Consider the following 24,477-nt stretch of genomic DNA (forward strand, 5'->3'; position numbering starts at 1 on the left):
TGGCAACAAGCAAATTGGGGGCGTTATGCGAGGGAAAAATCATTCGGGTTCCGCGAGGAACGTACGACGACGACTGGCAGCTTGCGCTGCGATCTTCAGTCTGGCGGTGGCTGGCGGCGTTGTGGCCGGGACCCCTGCCATGGCAGCGCAGGTCCCTGCCACGGCAGCACCCGCCGCCGTCGTTCAAGCAGCGGTACCAACCGCAGCGAATCCGCTGCCGAGCGTCGATCCTGTGGTCCACCCTGCGAATTTCTCTGTCTTGGTCAATAAGTCGCGGCCCTTGAACCCAGTGAGCTACGCTCCCGGTGACTTGGTCAACGCCCGCGGCTCCGGCCAGTATCTGCGGGCCGAGGCTGCGGCTTGGCTCAATGGTTTGTTCCAAGGTGCAGCTGATGCCGGCACGGGCGGCCTTGCCGTGGTGAGCGGGTATCGTTCCTATGCTCAGCAGCAGCAGGTCTATTCCTACTACGTCAGTATCTATGGCCAGGCCCAGGCGGATCTCATTTCGGCACGCCCGGGACACAGCGAGCATCAGACCGGCTTGGCCGTGGATGTGGGCAACGCCAACGGTTCTTGCGGGCTCAGCACCTGTTTTGGGGATACGGCTGCGGGCATCTGGGTGGCCGCGAATGCCCATAAATACGGCTTCATTGTCCGCTACCCCAACGGCTATGCAAACATCACGGGTTACAGCTATGAGCCGTGGCACCTGCGTTATGTCGGCGTGGATCTGGCCACGGATATGAAACGCCGGGGCTTCCCCACCATGGAACAGTATTTTGCGGGCAACCCCTCTGCGTATGCGAGCATCACCTCCGGCGCGGACTTGGTGGCCGCTGACTCTTCCGGCCGACTCCTTCGCTACCCCGCACACGGTGGCGGCGGCTATGGCGTTCCCACGGTGATCGGCTCCAACTGGCAAGGCTTGAAGCAGGCCTTCGTAGTGGACTGGGACTCTGACGGCGTCTACGACATTCTGGCGCAGTGGAATAACGGCACTTTGGGCTTGTTCACTGGCTGGCCTGGCGGCGCTTTCTCCACTCAGATCGTGGTGGGAACGGGTGACTGGGACAAGATGACCATCACCGTGGGCAAATGGTCCGCTGCGGAGCGCTTCCCAGGGGTGGTTGGCTATTTCCCGGATGGCGGGCTGCGCTACTACCCGAATACCTTGGGCAGGGCATTGATCTACCGCGTGGACATTGGAAGCGGTTGGGCGGGAATGGGCCTGACCATGGCCGACTGGAATGCCGACGGCGCCAACGACATCCTGGCCACCACCACCTCCGGGCACCTTCTCAGCTACCCCGGCAACGGCGGTGGCGGCTTTGCGGGCCTGCCCGCCACCATTGGTTCCGGCTGGGGCACCATGAAAGCGCTGGTTCCGAGCTTCGGTTTGTCGGGTCCGGGAACGCGCAGCATCACTGCCCATACCGTGGACGGACTACTCGTCGATTACGCCTTGGGGGCCGGGGTTTGGGGTGCGCAGCGCCAGGTGGGTAAGGGCTGGAATGGCATGAAGCTCTTCAAATAGGGCCTAAGGGGCACGCGGTGCGCTGGTCAAGAGGAGTCCCGCAACTGCGCTAAGCTAGGACTCGCTCGGGGGATTTTTCCCGGGCAAATCGGGCGGCCTCGGTCAATATTCCCACGGCCCCTAGAATGTGCGGCAGGCACAATGCTGCCAAAACGCCAATGCCTGGTTTCGCAACGAGTTCCATGAAGTAGGGCCAGAAAGGTGCCCGAATAATCTGGCATCCTGTATTCATGACCCTCGATTCATGGCTCCCGTTCGGCAAACAGCACGACCCGCAGAACCTCTACAGTGCTCTCCATGACGGAGTGCCTGAGTGGATGGGAAAAGCACTCAGGGCTTGGCAGTATGACATCCTGGAAGTAGTTTTCGGGAGTGCAGATAAGCCGATGCGTCGTTTCCACAGCATTGAGCAAGAATTGCGGACGGTCATCACCCCGCCGCAGAGCGCAAGCACCCTTAGTCTCGCGTCCTCTGTGATTGCACATTTCAAGTCGAGCGATGATTCCTTGATGCTCACAGACTACCTTTTGTCGTTAGCTAGCCTAGAAAAACTGGGGGGTTGGGAATCCCTGAAGGATGCGATGGATGATGGAGATCACCTATTTGGACAACTGGAATCCACACTGAGAAAGTCCGGATCGAAATGGACTATTGGCATACGCGCCGCAGACAGAGTTGGATTAGTTCAGCGTGTACCTGAAGGGGTTCAGCTTGGGGCAGACGAAGCGATGCGCAGTTCTGGACATGCGGGAAAACGACTAGCTGAAGCTTGGGGAGCAGCGTTTGGGCTTGAGCCTGATCCAGCGAAAGCATACGGGCTAGCAGTGAAGTCTGTTGAGGATGCGGCTCTCCCCAAGATCCCCTTAAAGCCGAACGACCATAGAACCCTCGGTTCTGTGATTCGTGAGTTGAATAGCACAAAATATGACGCCGCAGATTGGACACTCAAGTTCCAGCGGGAAGACAAGCACTACAGTAACGGGCAGACCCTGGTTGCAATGCTCAAAACGCTCTGGTCCGGACAGACTGATCGTCACGGTGGGGACCACGAGGTTGTCACTGGAGCCGCGATATCTCAAGCAGCTGCTGAAGCCGCCGTTATGCTGGCCGTGCCGCTCGTGCAGTGGTTCTCGTCCGACTTTGTGGTGGCATCAGGTACCAGTACAAAACTCACGCCAGAGTGATGCCATCGGGTCGTGTCCCCTCCACCAACCTCGCTCGGCATTATTGTCAGTCCTCAATGGCAGACTGCAAACCGTGACCACAGATGTATGGAAACCACTTGCTTTGACCTTTCGAATTCGACCAATACGACCCACTTTCCGGCGTGCCTGCTTGATGGAAAAGTCTTTCTTGGCCGGGCAGGCTGACCGTCGCGGCGGACACCAAGGCCCTGAACTCGCGATTAAGCAGGAAGCGGCGGAGCCGGCAGTCAAGACGCTGCTTCAGTGGTTCACCTCCGAAGCCGTGGTGTGACGGCCAACAGCTCACGCCACTAACTCCAAGACCGCTACAATAAATGAGAAGAAGAAGGGGTGATCGGACGTGGCAAGTGTTCATGATGTGGCCGCTTACGTGCTTCAGCACGAAAGCCAAATGACCACCATGAAGCTGCAAAAGCTCTGCTACTACAGTCAGGGCTGGTCCCTTGCATGGGATGGTAAGCCGCTCTTTCACGAAGAGATTCAGGCGTGGATGAACGGTCCTGTCGTGTACGAACTGTTCAAAGCGCACAAGGGACGGTTTGTCGTCAGCGACTGGCCTGATGGCAACGTGGACAACCTCACCCCTGATGAGCGCGAGACCATCGATGCCGTGTACGACGCCTACGGCAAGTACAACGCCCAGCAGCTCAGCGATATGACGCACAATGAATCACCGTGGATGGACGCACGTTCGGGACTGCCTGAAGGCAGTCGGAGCAGCGCAGCCATCGACTTGGATTCGATGCAGGAGTTCTTCGACGCACTCAACAACGGTTAGTGAGGCGCGGTAAAGGCAACGGCAAACAGGTCAAGACAGGGCATACGCCGAATAAGAACGGCAAGAATGTCCCGGTTAGCGCAGCCACGCCTCCAGCAACTAACGACATGATATTCGCGTATCGTGCGAACTTTATTGATGCCGAATACGAGGGGCTTTGGGACTGGCATCTAACCGCAGAAGAATCACGCTCGCTGCTCCAGTTCTTATGCGCTATGCACGGCAAAACATGGGGAACTATTAAGACTGAGACGGCTGGCCCCAAGGGCGCAGCTAGATCACACTGGCAAGACGTTAGCGATCTAGTGAAAGATGCTCAGAATCGGCTCGCGGAAATCGGACATGGGGACCTAACGCAGATTTACCGATTCCGCCTTAGCCGAAAAGAGCGGCTATGGGGAACTCTCAACAACGGCGTGTTCGAGATGATCTGGTGGGACCGTAAACATGCCGTTCTCGAAGGGGACAAGTAGCCGCTACTTAGGGCATATCTCTCAAGGTGCTCCAAACGTGCCTCCAGCAACGAGTAGCGGACGCTACTGTCAAGTATGCGTCCGCCACTTCTTTACGAAGAACCCAACTTCCTCTATGAGAACCGAGAGCCGATGCTGCGGGATGGCGCAGCAAGTGGGAAAGCGTCTTCATGTACTCCTCGATGCCTTCCCAGGCGGGGTTCCCCTCCACCTCAGGCAAACGAAGTGTGTCTTCAGTCATCCTGCCTAAGTTCCACTTGATCAGCCCGTCACGACTACTCCTTGCCACGCATGTCGCGGTTACGAGTACTTCGCAGACTGAGGTAATGTAAACCTCGTTGTTTCATCAGGGATTATTGACCAATTTTTTGGCTGATGCCCTGCAGCGCGGGCGTAGCTCAATGGTAGAGCGCTAGCTTCCCAAGCTCGATACGCGGGTTCGATTCCCGTCGCCCGCTCCAAGAAAACCCCGGATCCAGTGATCCGGGGTTTCTTTTGTCTCAAACTGAACGCTCGACGCCGGTACTCACCAATCGACGTCGGCCGTCACCTGAGAGGGCGGCCGCGCCGTCGAAAAAACGCTCCCGCCTTGGTGACTCCGGCCACAGCGCCTTCCGGGGAGGTGTATCGTCAGGAGTCAGGAGCCATCGCGGCTCCGCTCTAAGGGAGCCATCATGGGCGACAAATCACCGCGCCAAACTGCATCGAAGAAATCCAGCAAATCCATCAAGGAAAAACGCGCGGATAAGCGGGCTTCCGAGTCTTCCGCCACCGAGGCCGCAAAGCCTTCCACCGGAAATAAGAAGTGACCGCACCAAACGGCCAGCTGAGCGTTGGCGTCCTCGCTTCCTCGCTGAAGCCCAATGAGCGCCGCTTGCCCATCCACCCGCAGCATTTGGAGCGCATCGCTCCTGAAGTTCGCCGGCAGCTTCGTTTTGAGCACGGCTACGGCGAGCGGTTCGGTGTCCCGGACAGCACACTTGAATCCTTGGTGGGCGGGCTCGGGACGCGCGAGGAGTTGATCGCCACCAGCGACGTCATCCTGCTCCCGAAGCCGCAGGCCCAGGATTTGGCCGAACTCCGCGACGGTCAAACGTTGTGGGGCTGGCCTCACTGCGTGCAGGACCGGGCCATCACCCAGTTGGCCATTGACAAAAAGCTCACGCTCATCGCCTTCGAGGCCATGAATCACTGGGCGGGCGACGGCGGGTTCGGCCTGCACGTCTTCCATAAGAACAACGAGCTCGCCGGATACTGCTCCGTACTCCATGCTCTGGCCCTCACGGGTTCCACGGGCGATTATGGCCGCCGGCTCAGCGCCGTCGTTATTGGCTTCGGTGCCACGGCCCGCGGCGCCGTCACGGCGCTCAACGCCCATGGCATCCACGACGTCCAGGTCCTGACCAACCGGGGCGTCGCCGCCGTCGGGTCTCCGATCCATTCAGTACGGATTGTGCAATTCGACCATGACAGCAAGGCGCCGTTCCTCAGCGAAGTCATAACCGACAAGGGACGCAAGCCCTTGGCGCCGTTCCTGGCCGCTGCGGACATCGTGGTGAACTGCACCCTGCAGGACCCGAACGCCCCGCTGACGTACCTTCGCACTGAAGACCTGACGGAATTCCAACCGGACAGCCTGATTGTGGATGTGTCCTGTGACGAAGGCATGGGCTTCAGCTGGGCGCGGACCACCACGTTCGACGAGCCCATGTTCCGCGTGGGCGGGCACGTCAATTACTACGCCGTGGACCACAGCCCGTCCTACCTGTGGAATTCGGCCAGCTGGGAAATCAGCGAGGCCCTGCTTCCGTTCCTGGACACCGTGGTGGCGGGACCGGACGGATGGGATGCCAACGAGACCGTCTCCCGCGCCATCGAAATACGCGATGGCGTTATTCGCAATCCGGACGTCCTGGAGTTCCAGGGACGCTCAGCGGAATACCCACACTTGCCAGTGGCCTAGCCACCAGCTCGACGCACCATGAAGCGCCCCCGTCTCGCCGGGGGCGCTTCACTTTAAACCGTTTGCGGCTCCTGCACGATCCGCAGCACCCGCCGCCGATCCCGCAGGTCCACTTTGATGTGCAGGGATGACTTCCGGGCCAGGACGACGGCGACTACCACCGCCGCGATGGCCGGCACACCACCGGAGATCAGGACGGCCAAGTGGGGTCCGAGATGCTCGGCGAGCCAACCCATCATGGGTCCACCGATTGCCTGCCCACCGATCAGCACCACGAGGTACAAGCTCATGACGCGTCCGCGGATGCTCATGTTGGAGCTGGTCTGCACCATTTGGTTGGCGGCGGTGAGGAACATCAGGCACCAGAATCCGGCGAGGACCATGGTGACACTGAACCACACCATGGTTGGCATGAGCGAAGACACGCAGAGCATCAGGCCATACAGCCCGGCAGAGGTCACCACCGACCGCAACCGCAGCTGACGGCGGCGGGTGGACGCAACCGCTCCCGCGAGTGCACCGAGCGCAACCATGGCGTTCAGCAGGCCGTAGCCTCCGGCGCCGGCGTCGTACACGTGGTCCGCGAAAGCAGCCAGCAGCACGGGCAAGCTCATGGCGAAAACTGCGACGAAGCCGGCCATCAACCACGGCCAGTAGATGGTGGGCTTGCTGAGCGCGTAATTGAGGCCTTCGCGCAGCATCCCCTTCTTGCGGGGAGTTGGCTGGCTCAGGTGCAACTGGTCCTTGCGGAGGATCAGCAGCATGGCCACCGTGGAGCAGCATGCCACCGCGTTCGCGGCGAAGGCCCAGCCGGCACCCAATGCGGTGAGCAGCACACCGGCCAGGGCGGGGCCAATCAGTCCGCCCAGCTGGAACGTTGTGGAGTTCACGCTGATGGCGTTCCGCAGGTACTTGGGGCCCACCAGCTCGTTGACGAACACTTGCCGGGCCGGCTGGTCCAGAACCGTTACGAAGCCCAGCGCCAGCGCGATCACATAAACGTGCCAGACCTCAACGCGCTGGCTCAGCGAGAGCACCGCGAGCAGGGCGGCAAGTACCGCTGCCGCCGATTGGCAGATGATGAGGATCTTTCGCTTGGCAAAGCGGTCGGCGATCATGCCGCCCCACGGGCCAAGGAAAAGCGACGGCATGAATTGCAGCGCCACCGTAATTCCGACGGCGGTGACGGAACCGGACAGCTGGAGCACCATCCAGTCCTGGGCGATGCGCTGCATCCAGATGGCGATCACGGCAATGAAGTGGCCGATCGCGAAGATCCTGAAATTGGGGACCTTCAGGGAGATGAAGGTATGCCGCCAGGGCAGCTTTTCACTCACGACGGCGAGTGGCTGGGTGACGGTGTCCGCGGGCGGAGGTGCGGACAGGGAATCGATGACGGGCTGGCTGACGTTTGCCGCTGAAGGCGGTGGGGGTGCCAAAGGTAGTCCTCGGATGGAGAGTTTCGGTGGGATGCGTTTAACGCTAAGGTTGCCAGCAACAATTATGGAAGCGTATTGCGCCTATAACTAGCATTGCGGAATGCAATGAGCTGCTTGCGGCACCAAGGAAAGCGGCGCAGTACTCCGGCCCGGCGCTGACCTGCGCTTTAGGAGTTCCGTGTTCGAACCTGTCCAGCTCCGTTCCTTTTTGGCCGTCGCGGAAACGTTGAGTTTCACCAAAGCCGCAGAGCGTCTTGGGCTCGCGCAGCCCACTGTCAGCCAGCATGTCCGCAAGCTCGAGGCGTCCGCCAAAAGGGTGCTGGTTGCCCGCGATACGCGCGAAGTCCGGCTCACCGATAACGGCGATGCCATGGCCGGTTTTGCCCGCAGCATCCTTGCCGCCCACGACTCCGCCGCCCGCTACTTTTCGGGTTCTGCCATGCGCGGACGCCTCCGATTTGGAACCGCCGACGACCTCGCCATTACGGGCCTCCCCCGCATCCTCCGAGAGTTCCGGCAGCTCTACCCGCAAATCAACCTGGAGCTCACCGTCAGCCAAAGCGACCAGCTCTACAAGCGGCTCAATGCCGGTCAACTGGACCTGGTCTTCGTGAAATGGGTAGCCGGAGCCAAGGAAGGCACGGTGGTCCGGCACGACAACTTCGCCTGGGTGGGCGTCGAGCAGACCGTCCTTGAACCCGGCGCACCCGTCCCGCTCATCGCCTACCCCGCGCCCAGCCTCAGCCGAAAACTCGCCATCGATGCTTTGGAAGCCGAGGGCCGGACCTGGCGGATCACGTGCAGCACCAAGCAAATCAGCGGGGTGCTTGCCGCAGTCCGGGCAGGCATTGGTGTGGCGGTGATGCCGGCGTCGCTGGTTCCCGAGGACTTGAAAGTCATCACTCAGAGGTTCGGACTGCCGCCCGTGGGGGACGTCGATTTCACCCTGATCCGCAACCCGCTGGCCAACGCCGAAGTGATCGATGCCCTCACCCAGGCCATCATGGGGCGGACGTTGAGTAAGTCGAACTAGTGGTCCGGGCGGCTCGGCCGATTTGATCTCGCGTAGTGCGTCGCACCCGTTTCCGCAGTGCGCACCCGTAACCTCTGGTGCGTGTGGCGGGAGCGGGTGCGGTGTCGCTGCCTGAGGGGTGCGCGCGGCGGGAACGGGCGCGCAAGACCGGCGGGAGCGGGCTCGGAAATGCTCAACAGGCGATACACCCTTACCGGGTAAGCGCATTCCCGGTATCCTGTGAAGCATGATCGACCTCACCACTCTGGCTGACCTCACGCCGGGCATTTGTTCCGTCACCCTTCGCTCGCACGGGATCGACGAGGTGGTCCGGATTTCCTCGAATGCGGGCCTTGCCGGCATCGAGTGGGGTACTGACGTCCATGTGAGTGATGTTGATTCCGCCGCGCACGCCAAGGCCGCCACTGAAGCCGCCGGACTGACAGTCCTATCGCTCGGCTCGTACTACCGTTGCGGCGCTTTTGGAGACTTCGGGCGGGCATTGGACCTTGCCACCGCGGTCGGCGCCCCAAGGATCAGGGTATGGGCCGGGGAGCTTGGCTCAGCCGGCGCGAGCCAGGAGCACTGGGATGCAGTGGTGAAGGACACGCAACGCATTGCCGATCTGGCCTCTGAACACGGCGTGGCCATTGCTTTCGAGTACCACGGCAACACTCTCACCGACTCCCCCGCCACCACCCTCGACCTCCTGAACCGGGTCAACCACGCCAACGTCGGCACTTACTGGCAGCCCGCCGTCGGACTTTCAGACCAGCAGGCGCTGGAGTCCCTCCACCAGGTCCTGCCGCATGTGGTGGGCGTGCATTGTTTCTCGTGGGGGCCGGAGGCCGAGCGCTTCCCGCTGCGCAACCGGAAACTGCTGTGGCAGACCGTCACCGATGTTCTGCGGGGCAACGGCAAGGACATGGACATCATGTTGGAATTCGTCGAGGACGACCTTCCGGACAACGTGCTCAACGACGCCGCTTTCCTGCACACCATCACTTTGGGCGAGGACTAACCTTTCCGGCGGACCACGCTGCCCGGGCTATACAGCCCAACCCATCCGGCGGAGCCACGCGGCGCAGAGCCCGGTCCATTGCTCGGCGCCGGGCGCGCCTGCTGCCAGGCCGATGCCGTGGATGCCGTTCGGAAACACATGCAGCTCCGTGGCAACTCCGGCCCTGCTCAGCGCTCCCGCGTAGGCCAGGCTGTGGCTGACAGGGACGGATTGGTCGTCGGCCGTGTGCCAGAGGAATGCCGGGGGTGTTGCCGGGGTGACGTGCAGTTCGGCGGACAGCTGCCGCAGGATTTCAGGCCCCGCTCCCTCGCCGGCCACGTTGTCCACGGACCCTTGGTGCACCGAATCCACGAAGGAAATGACCGGATAGCAGAGGATACTGAGGTCCGGCACGGACTCGCTGATGTCCAGCGCAGGCTCGCCCGTTGGCACCCGCACAGACAAAGTTGCGGCGAGATGCCCACCAGCCGAGAACCCGAGGACACCCACACGCGAGGGATCAACCTTCAGCCCGTGTCCTCCGCTGCGGATCCAGATCATGGATTGCTTGGCGGCGGCTAACGGCGCCGGGTGCCGATGGGGTGCCACTGGGTATCGGAGCACGAACGCGTGGATCCCCAGCGAAGCGAGCCACTCTGCCACGGGTTCGGCTTCATGGTCTGCCGTTTTCGCGTAGCCTCCGCCGGGCAGAACCAGGGCTGCGGGCGCCGCCAGACCGGAAGGCCCGACGGCGGGAATCACCGTGAGCGCTTGGGGCGCCTGAGCCTCCGCGGTGGTCATACCTGCGATTCCACCGGGGTTTCAGTGCTGCGGCGGAGCTTGACCGCGCCGCTGACGGGCGGGGTGTCAGGATCTCCTGCGGCGAGGCGTCCAATGTCCTCGAGCGGCAGATGCACCGTTGAAAGAGCGGGCCGGAAGTCGCGGAGGGTTTCAATATCGTCGAAGCCGGCAATCGTGGCGTCCCGGGGAATCCACACACCTTCGGGTCGGAGAGCAGCGGTAACGCCAATGGCCATGACGTCGTTCACCGCGAAGATGCACAGCCGTTCCGGGGATGCCTTGATCCGGTCTGCGAGCGCCAGGCCGGCTTCGTATCCACCGGCGCGGTTGAATCCGGTGCGGATGATTTCCGCTGTGGGCCTGCCGGCGTCTGCTAGTCCTCGCTGGAATCCGCGAACCCTGTCGTCGGAGGTGTAAAGCCCTTCGGGGCCGGCAACGATCAGGAATTCGCCGTGGTGGGTCGCGGCCAGTTCGGCGGCCAGCCCCGCAGCGAGTTCCTCGTTGGGGACTTTCACCACGTGGTAGCCCTCGGTGGTGGATGCTCCAACTACCGGGTGGCCCACCACTCCCACGTGCCCGCCGTTGCGGCAGTAGCGGTCCAGTTCGGCGGCGAGTTCAGTGTTTCCCTGCTTGTCCTCGGGGCGGACGGAGCGCGAGCCGGCGATCACGATGGAGTCGGCGCGGCGGGCAGCGAAGGCAGCTACTGCTTCCTTTTCGTCGTGCGGGGCACCGGATGTGCTGGCCAGCAGGACCATGCGGTTCTGTTGGCGGGCTGCTTCCTGGACGCCGCGGGCGATGGCGGAGAAGTAGGGATCGGCTATGTCGTGGACAATCAGGCCGATCAACCCTGAACTGGACTTTGCGAGCGCCTGCGCCTGCGCATTGGGAACATAGCCCAGCTTGTCGGCGGCTTCGCGGACGCGCTCGGCGATGTCCTCGGCCGGCTTGCGGGTGGAGCCGTTAAGGACCCGGGATGCCGTGGCCAGGGAGACCCCGGCCATACGGGCGACTTCACTCAGTGTGCTGGCGGCCACGGGGCCCTCCTTTTCTGCAAGCGTCGGGACTGGCGCTAAGGAAATTATGGCAGTTCTCGCAGAATTTTGGGAAAGCGCTTGCCAGCACGGCGCGCCATAGTGCATGATCGATTGCAGCGGGAATGCGCTTTCCCACATGACAGAAGTAAGCACCGGCAACGCTCAGCGGCCGGCACACAAGGCACTGGAGAAAACATGGGCTTCGAAACAAAGACGATCCGTATCGCCATGAACGGCATCACCGGCCGTATGGGCTACCGTCAGCACCTGCTGCGGTCCATCCTCCCCATCCGCGATGCCGGCGGCTTCACCCTCGAAGACGGCACCAAGGTTCAGGTGGAACCGATCCTGGTTGGCCGCAACGAAGCCAAGATCCGCGAGCTCGCCGAGCTCCACAAGGTCTCCGAATGGTCCACCGACCTGGACGCCGTCATCGCCGATCCCACCGTGGACATCGTGTTTGACGCTTCCATGACCAGCCTCCGCGCCGCCACCTTGAAGAAGGCAATGCGCGCCGGCAAGCACATCTTCACCGAAAAGCCCACGGCCGAGACCCTGGAAGAGGCAATCGAGCTCGCCCAGATCGGCAAGGAATCCGGCGTCACAGCAGGCGTTGTGCACGACAAGCTGTACCTCCCCGGCCTGGTCAAGCTCCGCCGTCTGGTGGATGAGGGCTTCTTCGGCCGCATCCTCTCCATCCGAGGCGAATTCGGCTACTGGGTCTTCGAAGGCGACGTCCAGGCCGCACAGCGTCCCTCCTGGAACTACCGCAAGGAAGACGGCGGTGGAATGACCACGGACATGTTCTGCCACTGGAACTACGTCCTTGAAGGCATCATCGGCAAGGTCAAGAGCGTCAACGCCAAGACCGCCACGCACATCCCCGCACGCTGGGACGAAGCCGGCAAGGAATACAAGGCCACCGCCGACGACGCCTCCTACGGCATCTTCGAACTGGAGACCCCGGGCGGCGACGACGTCATCGGCCAGATCAACTCCTCCTGGGCCGTTCGCGTCTACCGCGACGAACTGGTGGAGTTCCAGATCGACGGCACGCACGGTTCCGCCGTCGCCGGTTTGAACAAGTGCGTTGCGCAGCAGCGCGCCCACACCCCCAAGCCCGTCTGGAACCCGGACCTGCCCGTCACGGAATCCTTCCGCAGCCAGTGGCAGGAAGTTCCCGCCAACGCTGAACTGGACAACGGCTTCAAGCTGCAGTGGGAAGAATTCCTGCGCGATGTGGTCGCCGGCCGCGAGCACCGCTTCGGCCTGCTCTCCGCAGCCCGCGGCGTGCAGCTGGCTGAGCTCGGCCTGCAGTCCTCGGCTGAACGCCGCACCATCGACATCCCGGAGATCACCCTCTAATGACGTCACTGATTCTTCCCACCAACGACGGCGGCACCCGCGAGTACCGCCTGCAGGCGGCCACATCGTGGGTCAAGCCGACCGCTCCTTTGACCGCTCGCCGCGCCTACGCCGCAGCACACGTCATCCCTGAGGTCGCCGCGGACAACACCCCCGGCGCACCAGCACAGCTCGACTGGGATGCCACCCTGGCGTACCGGCACGAGCTGTGGTCCTATGGCTTGGGCGTTGCCGATGCCATGGACACCGCCCAGCGCGGCATGGGCTTGGACTGGGCCGCGACCCAGCAGCTCATCAAGCGCACCGGGGCCGAGGCCGCTTCCGTGGTGGCAGCAGGCAACGCCGCTATCGCCGGTAAGTCCGTCCGCGACCTCGTGTCCTGCGGCGCGGGCACCGACCAGCTGGACATTGCGACGCTCCCTGAGGGTGCGGCCGGAATCCAGGCCGTCATCGACGCTTACCGCGAGCAGATCGCGGTGGTCAGTGAGGCCGGACCCAAGGTCATCCTCATGGCATCCCGTGCCCTGGCCAAGGTTGCCAATGGTGCCGACGACTACCTGCACGTCTACTCGACGCTGCTTCAGGAAGTTGACCAGCCCGTCATCCTGCACTGGCTCGGCACCATGTTCGACCCCGCGTTGGCTGGCTACTGGGGCTCCGACGACGTCTCCGTCGCCACCGAAACGTTCCTCAGCCTGATCCGCGAGCACTCGGACAAGGTTGACGGCGTGAAGGTTTCACTGCTGGACGCTTCCCACGAGGTCGCCCTCCGCGCGGCCCTGCCTTCCGGTGTGCGCTTGTACACCGGCGACGACTTCAACTACCCGGAACTGATCGACGGCGACGAAACCCACCACTCGGACGCCCTTCTGGGCATCTTCGCTGCCATCTACCCGGCCGCTTCGGTCGCGTTGCAGAAGTACGACGCCGGCCAAGGTGCGGAAGGGCGCGCCATCCTGGACTCCACCCGTGAGCTCGGAAAGCACATCTTCAGCGCACCCACGTTCTACTACAAGACCGGCATCGCCTTCATGTCCTGGCTCAACGGCAAGCAGCCCGGTTTCCAGATGGTGGGTGGACTGCACTCGGGCCGCTCGGTGCTGCACTTGGCAAAGACCTTCGAACTGGCAGACCAGGCCGGTCTGCTGAAGGACCCCTCGCTGGCGGCGTTCCGCATGTCCGACTTCCTGCGGATCAACGGAGTAGGCGCATGAGCACGGACTTCTCACGACTCTCCCTGAACAGCGCCACCACCAAAAAGTGGACGTTGACCGAAGCCGTTGACGGTTGCGCCCGCGCAGGCATCCCCGCGATCGGGCCGTGGCGTGACCGCGTTGCCGAGGCCGGACTGGACAAGGCAGCCAAGCTCATCAAAGACGCCGGACTCCGTGTTTCCTCGTTGTGCCGCGGCGGCTTCCTGACGGCGGCCGATCCCGAGGGACAGGCCGCTGCATTGGCAGACAACTTCGAAGCCGTGCGCGAGGCAGTAGCGCTGGACACCCAGGAACTGTTCCTGGTGGTTGGCGGGCTCGCCCCGGGTGAGAAGGACGTCGTCGCCGCTCGTCAGCGTGTGGCGGACCGCCTCGAGGAACTGGTCCCCTTCGCCTCTGAAAACGGCGTCCGCCTGGTGCTCGAACCCCTGCACCCCATGTACGCCGCGGACCGCGCACTCATCTCCACCCTTGGCCAGGCACTCGATCTCGCAGCGCCGTACGACGCAAAGGCTGTTGGCGTCGCCGTCGACACCTTCCACGTCTGGTGGGATCCGGAACTGAAGGCGCAGATCGAACGTGCCGGCCGCGAAGACCGCATTGCCTCCTACCAGGTGTGCGACTTCAACCTGCCCATCGCTGCGGACGCGCTGTTGTCCCGCGGCATGATGGGCGACGGCGTGATCGACTTCGCCACCATCGGCACCTGGGTCAGGGACGCCGGATACAAGGGCGACATTGAAGTTGAGATCTTCAACCAGGACATCTGGGATGCCGATGGTGACAGCGTCCTGGAAACCATGAAGCAGCGCTACGCGGAGCTCGTCCTCCCGTTCGCGTAACAACGTGATCCTCCCGCGGATGCCCTAAGCTCCGCGGGAGGATCGCTCCAAAGCCAGCGGGCTCCTGCCAAGGTCACGGCAGGGGCCCGCTTTTGTGGTCCTGTGCCACCCATAGTCGCTGGGCAAGCGCCGCCGTCGGGCCTTCAGCGTGATGGGTTCGTGAACGGTGCGGCCACCACCCACTTTGATTGCTGGCATCGGTGGACACACCGCATTGTGCGTGTGTCGCGGAGCTTTGAGTTTCAAAGAAGGTGGTGGCCGCACGCCGGACTTTGTGTCAGCTATAAGTCCTTGAACGCGCAGGTGAGATAAGTGGTACACAGCTGAAACATTGCGTCGATGGGAGGAAACAATGGGCACCTACGCTGGATTTACCTGGACAAAGACGTCCACGAAACCCCTGAAAGGACACCACCATGATGCTCTTGAAGACACTGACCTTTTTCCTCGACGCCGGCGGCAGCCACAGCGGGCCGTCCGGCGATTCCGCCAGCGAACACGCCCCTGCTTTCGCCACCGAACGCCTGACCTCCAGCGCCTGGGAGGGCTGGTGGGATGACGCCGATCAGGGTTTCCCCGCCGAAGCCTGATCGCTCAGGAAGCTCGAGCAGTAAGCTGCATGCGGGCTGTCGGCCGGCCGATCAAGGTGACCGAGCCGCCGTCGAGCGCTTGCAGTTCCAGGCCGATGTTCCGCGAGCCGTCCTGCGGCACGACGGCTCGGACCTGAAAAACCTCACCGCTAATCTTTACTGAGTCGCCATTCTTGATTGACTTGAGTTTCTTGTTCTGCGCTTCGGCGCCCACGGTCGGGGTCTCCACTTCGGCTACTTACTTTTCGTCGACGTGTCGCCGTGGGTTTCACGGATTTCTTCGCCGTCCCGAATCACTTCATCGTCCTTTTCCTGCATCTTGTCACTCTTCTTGGTGTCTCGGGGCGGGAGTTGAATGCTCTCCTCGGCCTCAATGCCGCCCTGCAGTTGGCGGCCGCGCTCCATTTCGGCGTCGAATTCCGCGCCAAACAGCAAGGACATGTTAAGGATCCAGAGCCACAGCAGCATGATGATGACCCCCGCGAGGGCACCGTACGTCTTGTTGTAGTTGCTGAAGTTGGCGACGTAGAAACCGAAACCCAGCGATGCCAGCGCGAAAATCACCAAGGCAATGAGCGAACCCATGCTCATCCAACGGAACTTGGGCTGCTTGACGTTGGGGGTGAAGTAGTAGAGCACAGCGATGATCGCGACCACAATAACTATGAGGACGGGCCATTTGGCGATATTCCACACGGTCAAGAAGGTTTCGGACAATCCGATGGCACCGCCGATGGCCTCCGCCACGGGTCCGCTCAGGACCAGCATGGCCGCTGCCAGCGCAGCTCCGACGACGGCAACGATGGTCACGGCGAGCATGGTGCCGCGCAGTTTCACGAATCCGCGGCCCTCGTCCACTTCGTACACACGATTCATGGCCCTGCTGAAGGCTGTGGTGTATCCGGATGCCGACCAGAGCGCCACCAGAATTCCGATGATCAGCGTGAAGCCGGCGGCGCTGGACTGCGTCAGCTCCTCGATGGGTTGGCGCATTGCGTCCACACCCGGTCCAGGCGCGAACTGCTGGACAATGTCCAAGAGGGACGAGGTGGTTTTCCCAGCATCGCCAAAGATGCCGATCAGCGAAACCAATGCCAGGAGGGCGGGGAACAGCGAGAGGACGGCGTAGTAGGTCAGCCCTGCCGCTGCATCCGGGCACTGATCCTTGGTGAACTCCCGTAGCGTCCGCTTGGCGATATACATCCACGTGGGCTTGGCGAGGTCATTCGGACTGTCGGGTTTACGCGAATCCTCCGGAGAGGGAGCGGTCTGCGCCTTGGCCGTGCTGGTGTGGGCTGAGTCTTGAGTAGTCATGGGGCACTCGTCCGTGGGGTTGGTTTTCGCGAACAGCTGACCCATCAATAGTAAGCATACTGATGAATACTAGGAAGCGCCCACGCCAGTTAATCCCCACAAGGCGGGCTACGCCAGTTTGCTCGCCAGCAGGAACTCAAACGGCGACTCAATCACGGACCGGATCACTTGGCCGGCAGCGCCGAGGAGCGTTCCGGAGTGCTCAAGGGTGGAAACTGTGAGGTTGCCCGGATCCAGCAGACCTGGCGCGTATCGCTCCAAACTGGTCAGCAGTGCCGGCTTAAGCCACTCCGCAAGCACGGCGAAGTGCCCACCGAGGACGACGGCCTCAATGTCCATCAAGCGGGCAGAAGAGGCGAGCGCAACACCCAAGTACCTCCCGGCGTCGTGAACTGCCTGAGTGGCCTGCGGCTCCTGAGCAGCCAAGGCCGCCAGAAGCAGTTCCGTGCGCTCGCCCAGCGATCCCTGCGGAGTTCCGGCAGCCTCGAAAATGGCTTCCTGTCCAGCGAACGTTTCCAGGCACCCCGCGCCCCCGCAGGAACAGCCCGGCCCGTCAGGGTGGACCACAATGTGGCCGAGCTCGCCCGCCGTACCGCCAGGTCCGGTATAAAGCTCGGAGCCGATGATCACGCCACCGCCCACGCCGACTTCCCCTGAAACATAGAGGAAGTCCGGCTGTCCAGTGCCATACCAAAGCTCACCGAGAGCAGCACTATTGGCCTCATTGGAGAGCCGGACGCCCAGCGGGGCGCCCTCCAGCAGGGCCCGGGGATTCAGCTCCTCTTGCTCCCAGTGCAGGTTAGGCGCGGAAAGGACAAGGTTGCGCTGCGCATCCACCAGCCCCGGGACCGCAAGGCCACCACCCAGGATGGCGATGTTGGCGGCGGCGGCCTCGGCCTTCACCTCAGCCGCCAAGAGGCCAAGGCGTTCCATAACCTTGGCCGGAGCCAGACCGCGGTTCCGCGACTCCACCGCTGAGTGGAACCGGAGGTTTCCGCCAAGGTCCACCAGCCCAACAGCCAGGTAGTCAACGTTAATCTCCATTCCCACCACGCCGCGGCGCGAGCTGAGTTCGAGCCCCTGCCCCGGCCGACCCCGCTCCCCGTCACGATAGAGACCCACCTCGGAAACCAGCCCGGATTCCACGAGGTCTGCAACAAGGCTGGATACGGCGGCTTTAGTGAGTCCGGTCCCGGCCGCGAGCTGTGCGCGGCTGGGTTTGGCGTCGCCGGTTCGGGCGATGGAGTCCAAGACGAGCGAAAGATTTCGACGGCGGACGTCCCCTACGCGCCCAGGCGCGGCTGCTTCATTCACTGGCGTGGGACCTCCCTGCAGATTCAAAGAACTTTTTTCCGGCTTCCATTGACCATGATCCATTATCCCCCATATAGTTCAGATTGAAAACTAATTGGAATGCACTTCTTCAAGTTCTTCCCCAGTGCTTTGCAAAGGAGCAAATATGACCCCGCAGCCCACCCCGCAGGACCGCTTCACCTTTGGCCTCTGGACTGTCGGCTGGACCGGCGCAGATCCCTTCGGCGTGGCCACCCGCCCGGCACTGGACCCCGTGGAAGCCGTGCACAAACTCAGCGAGCTGGGCGCCTACGGCATCACTTTCCACGACAATGATCTGATCCCCTTTGACGCCACCGCCTCCGAGCGCGACCTCATCCTGAAGAACTTCAAGGCAGCCTTGGCGGAGACCGGGCTAAAGACACCCATGGTGACCACCAACCTCTTCAGCCACCCGGTGTTCAAGGACGGCGGGTTCACGTCGAACGATCGCTCCATCCGCCGCTTTGCCCTCAGCAAAATCCTCCGGAACATTGACCTCGCCGCGGAGCTTGGCGCAGAGACCTTCGTGATGTGGGGCGGCCGTGAAGGCAGCGAATACGACGGCTCCAAGGACCTCTCCGCAGCGCTGGACCGCATGAAGGAAGGCGTCGACACCGCAGCCGGGTACATCAAGGAAAAGGGCTACGGCCTCCGGATCGCGCTGGAGCCCAAGCCCAACGAACCCCGCGGCGACATCTTCCTCCCCACCGTCGGCCACGGCCTGGCGTTCATCGCCCAGCTCGAACACGGCGACATCGTGGGCCTCAACCCGGAGACCGGCCACGAACAGATGGCCGGGCTGAACTTCACCCACGGCATCGCCCAGGCCCTGTGGGCGGGCAAGCTCTTCCACATTGACCTCAATGGCCAGCGCGGCATCAAGTACGACCAAGACCTCGTTTTCGGCCACGGCGACCTCACCAGCGCCTTCTTCACGGTTGACCTGCTGGAGAATGGCTTCCCCAACGGCGGACCAAAGTACGACGGCCCCCGCCACTTTGACTACAAGCCCTCACGCACGGACGGCTACGACGGCGTGTGGGAATCGGCCAAGTCCAACATGTCCATGTACCTCCTGCTGAAGGAACGGGCTTTGGCCTTCCGCGCAGATCCGGACGTTCAGGAAGCACTCGCTACATCGGGTGTGTTCGAGCTGGGCGAGCCGACGTTGAACGCCGGCGAAACCACAGCGGACCTGCTCGCTGACGCCAGCGCCTTCGAAACGTTCGACGCCGATCAGGCCGCCGAACGCTCGTTCGCTTTCGTCCGCCTCAACCAGCTGGCCATCGAGCACCTGCTCGGCGCCCGCTAAATCAAACCACCACACTGATATCCCGCCGCCAGGTCGTTCCGGAATTCACTCCTGGAACGGCCTGGCGGCGACCCCAAAAGGATTAACGCATGCCTCTCGTAGCCGGGATCGATAGCTCAACCCAGTCCTGCAAAGTGATCATCCGGGACTCCGTCACCGGTGCCTTGGTGCGTCAGGGCAGGGCCTCCCACCCTGACGGCACCGAAGTCCACCCGGATCACTGGTGGACAGCCCTTCAGGACGCGATCACTCAGGCAGGCGGCCTTGACGACGTCGATGCCGTCTCCATCGGTGGACAGCAGCACGGCATGGTGTGCTTGGACGAATCCGGCAACGTCGTCCGACCGGCCTTGCTGTGGAACGACACCCGCTCGGCGCCCGACGCAGAGGAGTTAATCCTTGAAGCCGGTGGTGGCGATGCCGCCGCCGGGGCCGCGTATTGGGCCTCCACCACAGGCACAGTGCCCGTGGCATCCTTGACCGCAACCAAGCTTCGCTGGCTCGCACGGAACGAACCCGCCAATGCCCACCGTACGGCTGCGGTGTGCCTTCCGCACGATTGGCTGTCTTGGCGTTTGGCGGGTCACGGACCCGGAACCGGCCTGGCATCGTTGGAACTCCTCCGCACCGACCGCTCGGACGCCTCCGGCACAGGCTACTTTTCGGCAACCACCGGGAAGTACTTGCCCGAGGTCCTGGAACGCACGCTGGGCCACGTCCCGGTGCTGCCAACCGTCGTCGGGCCTTTGGAAGCGGCGGGCAAGACTCCCACAGGAGCGCTGATCGGCCCGGGTGCGGGAGACAACGCCGCAGCGGGGCTGGGCGTCAGCGCCGCCGTCGGGGACGTTGTTATTTCGATAGGAACCTCGGGGACGGTGTTCGCGGTATCAGATGTTCCTGCTCAGGATGCCAGCGGACTCGTGGCCGGCTTCGCGGATGCGACCGGCAACTATCTTCCGCTGGCCTGCACGCTCAATGCGACCCGGATCTTTGACGCGACAGCTGCACTTCTGGGAGTGACCCTGGCGGAACTCGGCAACCTGGCCCTGTCCGCCCCTGAAGGTGCGGAGGGGCTGACCCTCGTCCCGTACTTCGAAGGGGAGCGGACGCCCAATCTGCCCGATGCCGCAGGATCGCTCCACGGCATCACGGTTTCCAATTACACTCCCGCCAACATGGCCCGGGCAGCCATCGAGGGCGTGCTGTGTTCCTTGGCTGACGGGCTCGCTGCTCTGCAGGCGCAGAGTGTCTCTGCCCAGCGCATCATTCTGGTTGGCGGCGGAGCGCAATCAGACGCCGTCCAACAGATTGCAGCCTCAACATTCGGCTTGCCCGTCTTCGTTCCAAGGCCCGGCGAGTACGTGGCCGATGGCGCTGCCAGGCAGGCGGCAGGCGTTCTCACCGGTCAGCTCCCGGACTGGAAGCTTGAAGGCCGGGAGCTGACACCGCAGAGTGCTTCCGGGGTTCCCGGGGTCCTGGCCCGATACCGGCTTTACGCCGCGGGGGTCGCGAAAGGCTGATCCCGCAGCGGTGCTCTATCGTGACAGGGTGAGCATTGAACAATCTGCACATCAGCGACCTCCTGTCATGGAGGATGTGGCCCGCGTGGCAGGCGTCTCGCATCAAACCGTGTCGCGCGTCCTGAACAACCACCCCAACGTGAGTTCCAAGACCCGCGAGCGAGTGGAACAGGCAATCACAGAGCTCGGCTACCGCCGAAACACGGCTGCTCGCAGCCTGGTAACGCGGCGTTCCCAGACCATCGGCGTGCTCGGCAGCGAAATGGCCCAGTACGGGCCGTCCCACACCCTCCTTGGGGTCCAACAGGCAGCAAGGGACGCGGGCTATTTTGTGAGCGTCGCCGGTTTGCGGGAAGTCACCCCGGAGACCATCAAGGACGCTATTGCCCACTTCATGGACCAAGGCGTAGATGGGATTGTGGTGACAGTTCCGCACCCGGGTGCGCTCGACGTCCTCCGCGACGTCACCGCTCAGGTTCCGCTGGTGGCCGTAGGGTCTGTGGGCGATGAACACCTCAGCGGCGCCACGGTCGATCAGAAGCACGGGGCACGGCTTGCGGTCCAACACCTTATGGACCTCGGCCACACTCAGATCGGCCACTTGTCCGGGCCGTCCGATTGGATTGATGCTGCCGCCCGCATCGAGGGCTGGCGGGAGGCGCTGACTCAGGCCGGCCTAAAGCCAGCCACGCTGATCGAGGGCGACTGGAGCGCCGAATGTGGTTATAGGGAGGGCCTGAAGATTGCGGCCGACCGTTCCGTGACCGCTCTCTTCGTCGCTAATGACCAGATGGCTCTTGGCGTCCTCCGCGCGTTCCATGAAACAGGGGTCCAAGTCCCCGGCGATCTCAGCGTGGTGGGTTTTGACGACCAACCAGAGTCGGCGTTCTTCATTCCCCCGCTGACCACGGTGGCGCAGGACTTTGAGGAGCTCGGCCAACGCTGCATCGGCTTGCTGTTGGATCGCCTCGAAAACGGCAACACCGCCTCGGCCGCCACCGTCACACCCCGCCTGGTCATCCGCTCCACCACGGCCCCCGTAGCAAAGTAGCCCCCCTCCCCCAACTAAGTCGCAGATCAGGTCGTTCCCAGCGCTGAGAACGACCTGATCTGCTACCTACTTGGGGGCGCCCGGTATGAACCCGCGTCATGAGCCTCGTTTCCACACGGTTGGCTCTTGACATCAAAGTTGTGAGCGCTAACAATTGCATCAGACCTTCTTTACTTTCCACCCCGACCCCCGGCAATGAGGCCTTGGCCAGCCGGATGGAGACCCCATGAATACCCCAGAAAATCTTCCGCTCGACGAACTGTTCGTCATCGGCGTGGACTACGGCACGTTGTCCGGCCGCGCCGTCGTTGTGCGCGTATCCGACGGCGCCGAACTCGGCAGCGGCGTGTTCGAATACCCGCACGCTGTGGTGACAGACAAAGTCCCCGGCAGCAGCCAACGACTCCCGGCCGACTGGGCGCTCCAAGTCCCCAACGACTACCGCGACGTCCTGCGCAATGCTGTGCCGGCCGCCGTCGCTGACGCCGGTATCAACCCGGCCAATGTGGTGGGCATCGCCACCGACTTCACCGCGTGCACCATGGTTCCGACGACGGCGGACGGCACGCCGCTGAACGAACTGGAACGCTTCGCTGACCGGCCGCACGCTTTCGTGAAGCTCTGGCGTCACCACGCGGCCCAGCCGCAAGCTGACCGCATCAACCAACTCGCAGAAGAACGCGGCGAGTCCTGGCTCCCGCGCTACGGTGGACTGATTTCCTCTGAATGGGAGTTCGCCAAGGGCCTGCAGCTTCTCGAGGAAGACCCTGAAGTTTACGGCGCCATGGACCACTGGGTTGAGGCAGCCGACTGGATCGTGTGGCAACTCTGCGGCAGTTACGTCCGCAATGCCTGCACCGCCGGATACAAGGGCATCTATCAGGACGGCAACTACCCGTCCAAGGACTTCCTGGCTGCACTCAACCCCGACTTCAAGAACTTTGTGTCCGCAAAGCTTGAACACACCATCGGCCGCCTGGGAGATGCCGCGGGCTATCTGACCGAGGAAGCAGCAGCGTGGACCGGACTTCCGGCAGGGATCGCCGTGGCCGTGGGCAACGTGGACGCCCACGTCACCGCCCCGGCCGCGAACGCCGTCCAGCCCGGACAGCTCGTCGCGATCATGGGAACGTCAACGTGCCACGTCATGAACGGCGACGTCCTGCGTGAAGTCCCGGGCATGTGCGGCGTGGTGGACGGCGGGATCGTGGACGGGCTGTGGGGTTACGAAGCCGGCCAGTCAGGAGTGGGCGACATCTTCGGCTGGTTCACCAAGAACGGCGTCCCACCCGAATACCACCAAGCCGCCAAGGATAAGGGCCTGGGTATCCACGAATACCTCACCGAACTCGCGGAGCAGCAGGCCATCGGCGAGCACGGCCTCATCGCGTTGGACTGGCACTCGGGCAACCGCTCCGTGCTGGTGGACCACGAACTCTCCGGCACCGTGGTGGGCCAAACACTGGCCACCAAACCCGAGGACACCTACCGGGCATTGCTTGAAGCCACAGCGTTCGGCACCCGCACCATCGTGGATGCCTTCCGCGATTCCGGCGTCCCGGTCAAGGAATTCATCGTGGCCGGCGGGCTGCTGAAGAACAAGTTCCTGATGCAGGTGTACGCCGACATCACCGGCCTGCAGCTCTCCACCATCGGATCGGAGCAGGGCCCCGCACTGGGCTCGGCGATCCATGCTGCAGTGGCTGGCGGGAAGTACAAGGACATCCGTGAAGCCGCCGCCGCCATGGCCTCGGCTCCGGGCGCTGTCTACACGCCGATCCCGGAAAACGTGGCCGCCTACGAGGTCCTCTTCCAGGAATACCGGACCTTGCACGACTACTTCGGCCGCGGCACCAACAACGTCATGCACCGGCTCAAGGCCATTCAGCGCGCCGCGATTCAGGGTTCACAGACCCAGGCCACCGTCCTGGAAGGAGCCTCCGCATGAGCGCCCTGCTGGAAACCATCGCCCGGGTCCGCAAGGAAGTCTGCGAACTCCACGCCGAGCTGACCCGCTACGAGCTGGTGGTCTGGACAGCCGGCAACGTCTCGGGCCGAATCCCTGGGCACGATCTCATGGTCATCAAGCCGTCCGGCGTTTCCTACGACGAGCTCACACCGGAGCTCATGGTGGTCACCGATCTTTATGGCACACCTGTGCGGGGAATGAACACCGGCAGCGCGGGAACCGTGGATTGGGGCAACCCGGATCTCTCCCCGTCCTCTGATACCGCCGCACATGCCTACGTGTACCGGCACATGCCAGAGGTAGGCGGAGTGGTGCACACGCACTCCACCTACGCCACGGCCTGGGCCGCGCGCGGTGAGGAAATCCCCTGCGTACTGACCATGATGGGCGACGAATTCGGCGGATCCATTCCCGTGGGACCGTTCGCGCTCATAGGCGACGATTCCATCGGCCAGGGCATTGTGGAGACGCTCAAGAACTCCAACTCCCCCGCAGTGCTCATGCAAAACCATGGGCCTTTCACCATCGGCAAGGACGCCCGCAGCGCAGTCAAAGCCGCCGTGATGTGCGAGGAAGTGGCCCGGACGGTCCACATCTCCCGCCAGCTCGGCGATCCGCTGCCCATCGACCCTGCCAAGATCGAGTCGCTCTACGACCGATACCAGAACGTCTACGGCCGCTAATCCGCCTCAGCCGGCAGCCGCCAGCACCCATACCCGGACCACACCC

Annotated in this window: 23 protein-coding genes and 1 tRNA gene; 18 read left to right on the forward strand and 6 right to left on the reverse strand. The window is 62.8% G+C overall.

Going from position 1 to position 24,477, the window contains the following annotated elements:
* The first annotated feature begins 25 nt into the window (after positions 1-25).
* From AR689_RS07095 to AR689_RS07120, 7 genes are all read left to right on the forward strand, one after another.
* Positions 26-1,534, forward strand: coding sequence for a M15 family metallopeptidase (locus tag AR689_RS07095; RefSeq protein WP_062068427.1), 1,509 nt, complete (start codon positions 26-28; stop codon positions 1,532-1,534).
* 230 nt (positions 1,535-1,764) lie between these two features.
* A complete protein-coding gene (locus tag AR689_RS07100; protein ID WP_062068429.1) occupies positions 1,765-2,718 on the forward strand; it encodes a hypothetical protein in 954 nt (317 codons plus the stop codon).
* Positions 2,719-2,872: 154 nt separating this feature from the next.
* On the forward strand, positions 2,873-3,010 hold the full coding sequence (locus tag AR689_RS22980) for a hypothetical protein (protein WP_156424536.1): 138 nt from the start codon (positions 2,873-2,875) through the stop codon (positions 3,008-3,010).
* Between the two features lie 120 nt (positions 3,011-3,130).
* Positions 3,131-3,517, forward strand: coding sequence for a Panacea domain-containing protein (locus AR689_RS07105; RefSeq protein WP_082697837.1), 387 nt, complete (start codon positions 3,131-3,133; stop codon positions 3,515-3,517).
* A gap of 860 nt (positions 3,518-4,377) precedes the next feature.
* Positions 4,378-4,451: transfer RNA gene (locus tag AR689_RS07115), tRNA-Gly, on the forward strand.
* Between the two features lie 213 nt (positions 4,452-4,664).
* On the forward strand, positions 4,665-4,799 hold the full coding sequence (locus AR689_RS23640; protein ID WP_011776304.1) for a hypothetical protein: 135 nt from the start codon (positions 4,665-4,667) through the stop codon (positions 4,797-4,799).
* The gene (locus AR689_RS07120; protein WP_062068435.1) at positions 4,796-5,953 is read left to right on the forward strand and encodes a N(5)-(carboxyethyl)ornithine synthase; all 1,158 of its coding nucleotides are present in this window, start codon (positions 4,796-4,798) and stop codon (positions 5,951-5,953) included. The genes AR689_RS23640 and AR689_RS07120 overlap by 4 nt, the downstream gene beginning before the upstream one ends.
* 53 nt (positions 5,954-6,006) lie before the next feature.
* On the opposite strand, the gene AR689_RS07125 is transcribed toward AR689_RS07120, so the two are convergent.
* The gene (locus tag AR689_RS07125) at positions 6,007-7,392 is read right to left on the reverse strand and encodes an MFS transporter (protein ID WP_062068437.1); all 1,386 of its coding nucleotides are present in this window, start codon (positions 7,390-7,392) and stop codon (positions 6,007-6,009) included.
* Positions 7,393-7,570: 178 nt separating this feature from the next.
* On the opposite strand from AR689_RS07125, the gene AR689_RS07130 reads away from it, so the two are divergent.
* Both AR689_RS07130 and AR689_RS07135 read left to right on the forward strand, forming a co-directional pair.
* Complete coding sequence (locus AR689_RS07130; protein WP_011776307.1) at positions 7,571-8,425, forward strand: LysR substrate-binding domain-containing protein; 855 nt, start codon at positions 7,571-7,573, stop codon at positions 8,423-8,425.
* A gap of 226 nt (positions 8,426-8,651) precedes the next feature.
* On the forward strand, positions 8,652-9,425 hold the full coding sequence (locus AR689_RS07135) for a sugar phosphate isomerase/epimerase family protein (protein ID WP_062068439.1): 774 nt from the start codon (positions 8,652-8,654) through the stop codon (positions 9,423-9,425).
* Between the two features lie 27 nt (positions 9,426-9,452).
* On the opposite strand, the gene AR689_RS07140 is transcribed toward AR689_RS07135, so the two are convergent.
* Positions 9,453-10,205 carry an alpha/beta hydrolase gene (locus AR689_RS07140; RefSeq protein WP_062068441.1) on the reverse strand — a complete coding sequence of 251 codons (753 nt, stop codon included), beginning with the start codon at positions 10,203-10,205 and terminating at the stop codon, positions 9,453-9,455.
* A complete protein-coding gene (locus AR689_RS07145; RefSeq protein WP_062068443.1) occupies positions 10,202-11,239 on the reverse strand; it encodes a LacI family DNA-binding transcriptional regulator in 1,038 nt (345 codons plus the stop codon). The genes AR689_RS07140 and AR689_RS07145 overlap by 4 nt, the downstream gene beginning before the upstream one ends.
* A gap of 195 nt (positions 11,240-11,434) precedes the next feature.
* Here AR689_RS07145 and AR689_RS07150 point away from each other — a divergent pair, with 195 nt between their 5' ends.
* From AR689_RS07150 to AR689_RS23295, 4 genes are all read left to right on the forward strand, one after another.
* Positions 11,435-12,604 (forward strand): Gfo/Idh/MocA family protein, encoded by a 1,170-nt coding sequence (locus AR689_RS07150; protein ID WP_062068445.1) that lies wholly within the window; start codon positions 11,435-11,437, stop codon positions 12,602-12,604.
* Positions 12,604-13,818 (forward strand): dihydrodipicolinate synthase family protein, encoded by a 1,215-nt coding sequence (locus tag AR689_RS07155; protein WP_062068447.1) that lies wholly within the window; start codon positions 12,604-12,606, stop codon positions 13,816-13,818. Before AR689_RS07150 ends, AR689_RS07155 begins: the two co-directional genes overlap by 1 nt.
* Positions 13,815-14,657 carry a sugar phosphate isomerase/epimerase family protein gene (locus AR689_RS07160; protein ID WP_062068449.1) on the forward strand — a complete coding sequence of 281 codons (843 nt, stop codon included), beginning with the start codon at positions 13,815-13,817 and terminating at the stop codon, positions 14,655-14,657. Before AR689_RS07155 ends, AR689_RS07160 begins: the two co-directional genes overlap by 4 nt.
* 416 nt (positions 14,658-15,073) lie before the next feature.
* Positions 15,074-15,247 carry a hypothetical protein gene (locus tag AR689_RS23295; protein ID WP_197412815.1) on the forward strand — a complete coding sequence of 58 codons (174 nt, stop codon included), beginning with the start codon at positions 15,074-15,076 and terminating at the stop codon, positions 15,245-15,247.
* 4 nt (positions 15,248-15,251) lie between these two features.
* Here AR689_RS23295 and AR689_RS07165 read toward each other — a convergent pair whose 3' ends face one another.
* The 3 genes from AR689_RS07165 to AR689_RS07175 all read right to left on the reverse strand — a co-directional run bounded on the left by AR689_RS07165 (position 15,252) and on the right by AR689_RS07175 (position 17,938).
* Entirely contained in the window at positions 15,252-15,476 is a 225-nt protein-coding gene (locus tag AR689_RS07165) for a hypothetical protein (RefSeq protein WP_062068451.1), read from the reverse strand.
* 5 nt (positions 15,477-15,481) lie between these two features.
* Complete coding sequence (locus AR689_RS07170; RefSeq protein WP_062068455.1) at positions 15,482-16,561, reverse strand: YihY/virulence factor BrkB family protein; 1,080 nt, start codon at positions 16,559-16,561, stop codon at positions 15,482-15,484.
* Positions 16,562-16,669: 108 nt separating this feature from the next.
* Positions 16,670-17,938: an ROK family transcriptional regulator gene (locus tag AR689_RS07175; RefSeq protein ID WP_062068457.1), complete on the reverse strand. Its 1,269-nt coding sequence runs from the start codon at positions 17,936-17,938 to the stop codon at positions 16,670-16,672.
* A gap of 82 nt (positions 17,939-18,020) precedes the next feature.
* Here AR689_RS07175 and xylA point away from each other — a divergent pair, with 82 nt between their 5' ends.
* From xylA to AR689_RS07200, 5 genes are all read left to right on the forward strand, one after another.
* The gene (xylA, locus tag AR689_RS07180; RefSeq protein WP_062068459.1) at positions 18,021-19,208 is read left to right on the forward strand and encodes a xylose isomerase; all 1,188 of its coding nucleotides are present in this window, start codon (positions 18,021-18,023) and stop codon (positions 19,206-19,208) included.
* A gap of 89 nt (positions 19,209-19,297) precedes the next feature.
* Positions 19,298-20,728 carry a xylulokinase gene (locus AR689_RS07185; protein WP_062068461.1) on the forward strand — a complete coding sequence of 477 codons (1,431 nt, stop codon included), beginning with the start codon at positions 19,298-19,300 and terminating at the stop codon, positions 20,726-20,728.
* Positions 20,729-20,795: 67 nt separating this feature from the next.
* Entirely contained in the window at positions 20,796-21,779 is a 984-nt protein-coding gene (locus AR689_RS07190; protein WP_062068463.1) for a LacI family DNA-binding transcriptional regulator, read from the forward strand.
* A 226-nt stretch (positions 21,780-22,005) separates the two neighbouring features.
* Positions 22,006-23,727: a ribulokinase gene (araB, locus tag AR689_RS07195; RefSeq protein ID WP_062068465.1), complete on the forward strand. Its 1,722-nt coding sequence runs from the start codon at positions 22,006-22,008 to the stop codon at positions 23,725-23,727.
* On the forward strand, positions 23,724-24,431 hold the full coding sequence (locus tag AR689_RS07200; RefSeq protein WP_062068468.1) for an L-ribulose-5-phosphate 4-epimerase: 708 nt from the start codon (positions 23,724-23,726) through the stop codon (positions 24,429-24,431). Before araB ends, AR689_RS07200 begins: the two co-directional genes overlap by 4 nt.
* The last annotated feature ends 46 nt before the right edge of the window (positions 24,432-24,477 follow it).

The organism is Arthrobacter sp. EpRS71 (genome assembly GCF_001512285.1).
Taxonomy (GTDB): Bacteria; Actinomycetota; Actinomycetes; order Actinomycetales; family Micrococcaceae; genus Arthrobacter.